The sequence below is a fragment of the Brunnivagina elsteri CCALA 953 genome, assembly GCF_002289455.1.
In the GTDB taxonomy this organism is placed as follows: Bacteria; Cyanobacteriota; Cyanobacteriia; order Cyanobacteriales; family Nostocaceae; genus Brunnivagina; species Brunnivagina elsteri.
This window is the reverse complement of the sequence record NZ_NTFS01000486.1, coordinates 1-4404: the sequence shown is the minus strand read 5'-3', so window position 1 is coordinate 4404 and position 4404 is coordinate 1. Positions and strand designations below refer to the sequence as shown.

Annotated in this window: 3 protein-coding genes; all 3 read right to left on the bottom strand. The window is 35.4% G+C overall.

Annotation, left to right across the window (positions count from 1 at the left end):
• Nucleotides 1-149: 149 nt before the first annotated feature.
• Nucleotides 150-896, bottom strand: coding sequence for a hypothetical protein (locus tag CK510_RS26920; protein WP_095724586.1), 747 nt, complete (start codon nt 894-896; stop codon nt 150-152).
• A gap of 602 nt (nt 897-1498) precedes the next feature.
• Nucleotides 1499-1759: a hypothetical protein gene (locus CK510_RS26915; RefSeq protein ID WP_095724585.1), complete on the bottom strand. Its 261-nt coding sequence runs from the start codon at nt 1757-1759 to the stop codon at nt 1499-1501.
• An 87-nt stretch (nt 1760-1846) separates the two neighbouring features.
• Nucleotides 1847-4096 carry a GAF domain-containing sensor histidine kinase gene (locus CK510_RS26910; protein ID WP_095724584.1) on the bottom strand — a complete coding sequence of 750 codons (2250 nt, stop codon included), beginning with the start codon at nt 4094-4096 and terminating at the stop codon, nt 1847-1849.
• Between the last annotated feature and the right edge of the window lie 308 nt (nt 4097-4404).

Below are 4404 nucleotides of genomic sequence, written 5' to 3'. Positions count from 1 at the left end.
GTATATCGCAAGACAATTGAATGGATTTATTCTTGGTAAAACTTTATCTAAAATTTTCATCCACACAAAAATAATTCAGGTAGAAGCATGATTAATTGCGTCTCTACCTGAATAGAATTGAATTAAAAAAGTGAATTTTTGCTAATTTATTACCTGCAAATTGCCAGTTGTGATTGAGGCTTTTCTAATTCAGATTGCACAAGCTTGACAGGATGATTATGTGCATAAGTCAATAGCTCATAAGTCCATTCTGAGAAAATATTGAATATTTTTTCGACTGCATTTATCGCTTCTTGACGTTGTGATTCTGTTAACTCAATTTCTGCAAGAAGCTTTTCAGAATTGGAGTTACTCATAGTATGTCCAGTTTCTTCATGTAAATGTAAATCACCGAAGAAACAGTACTCTTGCTTAGTAATTATTTGTAATTCTGAAATTACTTCTGTAGATTTGGAAAAAAAGACATCTGCTGTTGCTTCTAATGCTTGAATTATCAATATTTTGATGTTAGGTTCAGCTTCTAAAGCATACCCAATTACTTGATATGCGATTTGACGAGTAATCTTAGTATCTTCTCCCCAAATAAATTTTAAAGTATCACTAAAACTCAATGGACTATTAAAACCTAATTTCTCAATATCAGCAATAAACCAAGGCCAATGATTATCATCTTCGTATGTATATTGGTTTACCATTTCTTGAATAGGATTAGATATTTGGTCGTTTCTCAATACATACTTATTAATATCGCTAAAACTCATGATAAAGTGAGCCATACAGGGTGCGAAACTGAGTCTTTGCCTTGGAGCTATACTTTTATCCTGCATAAATTCAAACAAGGGCAACTGAGCAAATTCTTGCTTTTTAAATTTAACAAGTTCTAATATTTCTTGCATGTAAAATTTACCTTTAGTGCTAATAATTATCAAGGAAATATACAGTAGTTAAGCTTGGAGAGCTATTTTAGCTGTGCTTAAATTTTCTGTACTCAATCTGGTAGTGCAACCTGATAATTCAGCAGCATCAAGGTTAAGAGTGTATCAATCTCAAACACTTGTTGCATCAATTCATTTTTACAAAAACTAGAAAACTCTGATTTACTACTTGTAAAATCTGTGAATTGAGCTAGTCATTTCTAGTAGAAGGTAGTGCGACAATAAATCTAATGTAGAGCTTAGAATTACTTTTGGCAGCAGTAAAAATCCAGAATATTATATTTTCTGTATCAGTTGTATTTAATCGGTGTCCCTTGTGTAAATATACTGATATTATCGCCTATAAAATGCAAATAATGTATTGATTACATATTGATTATATAAAAACAATTTAAAAAATGATTGGCATTTATACCTGAAGTTACTGTTGCCTGGAAGTGTGAATAAATGCTAAATAAAGTGGATGAATTATAAAAATTCTGTAGATATTCTCTTTATATTTTGTATTGTTTGAACATCTCATTGATGAAGAAACCCGGAATACTCAAAATCAACATGACTATTTATGATACATCACCAATGGAAACCGGGTTTCTCCCTTTTGCGAATAACTCAAGAAACAAAGGTATTTGGAGTTTTCCCGTGGTGGGAGAAAGCGGGTTTTCGGTTTTTCGTAGTAACTGGAGATTTTTCATGAGGGAAAAACCCGCTTTCTTGAGTATTTTAGTTATGCGAATGACTAAAGAAACAAAGGTATTTAGAGTTTTTCCGTGGTGAGAGAAAGCGGGTTTTTCGGTTTGTCGTAGTAAATGGAGATTTTTCATTAGGGAAAAACCCGCTTTCTTGAGTATTTTGGTTGTGCGATATACCTATTTGCTGCCATATATTGAGTTATAAGACTGAACTCGTAATCATTTTATATCTTCAACCTGAGACATGGGAATCTCGATCGCAAACTCAGTACCTTTACCTAATTCACTATTACAGTGCAGTTCTCCACCATGTCTATCAACTACTATTTGATAGCTAATAGAAAGTCCTAAACCCGTACCGACTCCAACAGGTTTTGTAGTGAAAAATGGGTCAAATAAGCGTTTTCTTATTTCTGGTTCGATGCCAATACCATTATCAGTAATGCTTATGGAAATGCGATTATTCTCCAAAATTTGAGTTGCAATCTCGATAGTGGGATTTGAAACCTTACCTTTGTCGATGCCATCTTCTAAAGCATCAATGGCATTGGCAAGTAAATTCATAAATACTTGATTGAGTTGTCCAGCGTAGCATATCACTTGGGGTAAGCTTGTATAGTTGCGGATAATTTCAATTGTTGGATAGTGCGGTTTAGGTTTGAGACGGTGTTGCAAAATCATCAAGGTGCTTTCAATTCCTTGATGAATATCAACTTTTTTCATCTCAGCTTCATCAAGTCGGGAGAAGGTTCGCAATGATTGGACTATTTCTCGAATTCTCTCGGAACCGACTTTCATTGAACATATAATTTTCGGCAAGTCCGAAGTGAGAAAATCTAAATCAATGGCATCTATTTTTTGTTGAATTGTTTTTTCTGGCTGAGGATATGTTTGCTGATAGAGTTGAACTAGGTTTAGTAAATCTTCACTATATTGGCTTGTATACGTTAAGTTACCATAGATAAAGTTAACGGGATTATTGATTTCGTGGGCAACACCAGCTACAAGTTGCCCTAAACTAGACATTTTTTCACTCTGTACAAGTTGAGTTTGAGTACGCTTAAGTTCTGTTAATGTGAGTTCGATTTTTTGGGTTTGTTGTGTGGCAGTGAGTATAGCTTGTTGACTATGAGCGTAGAGTTCTGCTTGATTAATCGCGATCGCAAGTTGATCTACAACTGCTTGCAGTAATTCTATTTCATCTTGAGTCCAAGGACGAGTTTCTTGCCAATGTCCACAAACTATGACACCAATTTGACCCGAACGAGTTTTGATTGGTAAAACTATTTCTGATTTAATCCCTAAACGCTTTAAGAAACTTTTGTGTATAGGTTCATGGAATTGTTCCACATCATCAATTTTGAGAATTTCCTGATTTAAAAACATTTGGGTGACTGGTCCAATTTTATCAGCAGGATGACACCCTAATAAACTGGGTAGTTTTGAATGTCTTGATTCTTTGAGGGTTTCCCAAACAGGTGGTTCGGTATCAGTTTTGAACCAAGAGAAGCTGCAACGATCTATTTTTAATAAATCTCGAATTTCCAGTATGGCAGTTTCTAATACTTGGTCAAGGTCAAGTGATTCGCGGATTTGGCTAGCTAAAACGTTGATTAGTTGCTCACGACGTGCAAGTTCGCGAAATTTTGCTTCCGACAAACGTAAAGCTTCTTCTGCTCGCTTACGTTCTCTAATATCTCTGGTAACGGTAGCTAAGTTTGTTGCTTGACCAGTGTTTTTGTCTTTAACAATAAATATATTGTACTCAATTGGAATTAGTTCTCCTGTCCTAAAATGTCGGAAGCTTAATTCTCCTTGCCAACACCCTTTTTCCATTACAGTTGGTGCAATAACTCGCTGAAAATATTCCCAGTCTTTTGGTGTATGATAATCTTCGATTGTGGTGCTGAGAAATTCATCTATCCCTGTAAATCCCACCAAATCTAAACCAGCCTCATTTACATACCACCCTCTACCATCTAATGTCGCGATCGCAATGAAGTCTGAACTATTTTCGACTAAGGAAACAAAATTTTGTCGTTCTTCTTCAGTTTTTTTGTAGTCTTCGAGTTTTTCTTGATATTGCCTTAGCTCTTCTTTTACTTGTTGTAATACATCTTCAGTATCTTTAATACTGGTAATTACCTCTGTATAAAAAATCGTGCCACCAATTTCACCATCCATTCCATACCAAGGACAACATTCCCATTTTAACCAATCAACCGTACCATCAAGTTTAACTAGCTTTTGTGCGTCGCATTTCTCCGTCACACCTGTCAAACAGCGATCGTGAATATCTTTCCACTCTAAAGTCAGATATGGGAGAACTTGGGAATGATTGCGATCGTAGTTAGTCAACCATTTGCGACTAGCTGCTATATAACCCATCTCCCGATCGAACATGGCAACAGCGACAGGTGTATGTTCCAAAAAAATTTGGAGAAGTTTGGGGATGTTTTGCGTGTACATAGCACAGATGGTAGATTCCTGACTTTAAAATTTTAAAATATATTTGTAAAAGTTAGACTTTTGGTCTAACTTGCTTGACAAACTCAAAATAAAAAGAGTTTATTCGCTACTATAACTAGTCTTTTAGCTATTTTGCTTCCGGATTTTCTGGTAATTATTTATGTTTTTTTCTTGAGCAATACTTTAAGTACGTAAGCTCGATCGCGAATTTACGAAGACTGGGAACTTAATAAAATCTAATCCCAAAGCGATATTCACGATTTTGAATCGAAATAAAAGAACCCCACCCCCTGCCCCGCTAGCGAGGA

What these genes read in the sequence shown, in the direction of transcription:
- CK510_RS26920 (WP_095724586.1), bottom strand. Translation starts at nt 896, where the DNA reads ATGCAAGAAATATTAGAACTTGTTAAATTTAAAAAGCAAGAATTTGCT.
- CK510_RS26910 (WP_095724584.1), bottom strand. Translation starts at nt 4,096, where the DNA reads ATGTACACGCAAAACATCCCCAAACTTCTCCAAATTTTTTTGGAACAT.
- CK510_RS26915 (WP_095724585.1), bottom strand. Translation starts at nt 1,759, where the DNA reads ATGAAAAATCTCCATTTACTACGACAAACCGAAAAACCCGCTTTCTCT.